The following is a 1,223-nucleotide window of genomic DNA, read 5'->3' on the forward strand; positions in this document are numbered from 1 at the left end:
GGCGATTAACCAGCGCCCGTCTGGCGTCACCGCGATGCCGCGCGGCTGTTTTTCTACCGGCCAGCTGTCAATAAGCTGCAACTTCCCATCCTGTTGGCTGACGCGATAGCCCGTTACCGTACTGCTGGTGCGTTCCGAAACATACAGAAAGCGCCCGTCTGGCGTTATCTTGATATCGGCGGCCCAGATACGCGGCGTCGTGTCGTTATAGCTGGCCGTACGTTCCACGCCGTACTGCAAATGATATTTTTCCGCCACCGCGCTGGGATATTCCGCGATTTTCTGCAGCGCGCCGTCCGGCTGGCGGGCAAACTGGGTAATCCTGCCGCTCATTTCTCCGATGTTATAGAGGAAGCGATTATCCGGTGAGAGCGCTGAATGCCGCGGCCCGCTTTTCTCTTCCGTCGCGGCAAAACCTTCGCCAACAGGCGTCAGCTGGCCATCCTGATGCAGCGCGAGCTGCAGGACGCGATCGGTGCCCAGCACCCCAACATAGGCAAAGCGGCTGGTCGCATCGACAATCACCGAATGCGCGGCATGGCCGGTTTTAACCTCATCGACGAAAGGCGCGACGACCTTCCCGGTCGTACTCAGGCGATACACATGCACCACGCCGCTATCGTAAGAGGCTGCCAGTAAAAAGCGCCCTTGCCTGTCCAGGCTAATATAGGGATAGCTTGCCGCGGCGGCACTCTCTGACGCAGGCGTTAACGCGCCGGTCTTGCTGTTAACAGACCAGCTCACCAGCCGCATCGGCTCGCTGCGCACAGCGGCATAGAGCGTTTTATTATCGGGGCCGATCGCCATCGGCATAACCTTGCCGCCCGCTGGCGTTTCGCCAAGACGCTTCAGCGCGCCGGTTTGCTCGTTTAAGGCGTAACGCGCGATATTGCCATCGTCCGCTGCCGAAACGTAGACGAAGGTCTGCGCCAGCAGCGAACCGCTACAGGCCATGCCCAGCAGGAGAAGCGAGTGGCGCAGCGCCAGAATTTTATTCATTTGTCACCTCAGTAGAGTCAGGATTACCGCTCCAGATATACGCAGCCGGATGCAACGTGGTGATGTGTAGCTGCCTGAGGCATACTGTGTGTTTGCCCAAAACGCCAGCGCATTCAAAATGTTGCACAATTGTAACGTTTTGCCGTTAATGCAGAAATGTGTGCTGGCTCACTGCCGGTAAATCCTCTAATCCTCTAAAAACCCTTCAATTATCAGCAATGACC

1 protein-coding gene is annotated in these 1,223 nt (G+C 57.3%); it reads right to left on the reverse strand.

Annotation, left to right across the window (positions count from 1 at the left end):
• Positions 1-999: lactonase family protein (locus B3797_RS02440; protein WP_311790278.1), on the reverse strand; the 999-nt coding region annotated here is incomplete at its 3' end.
• Between the last annotated feature and the right edge of the window lie 224 nt (positions 1,000-1,223).

The organism is Pantoea sp. UBA5923 (assembly GCF_002431095.1).
Lineage (GTDB): Bacteria > Pseudomonadota > Gammaproteobacteria > Enterobacterales > Enterobacteriaceae > Pantoea > Pantoea piersonii.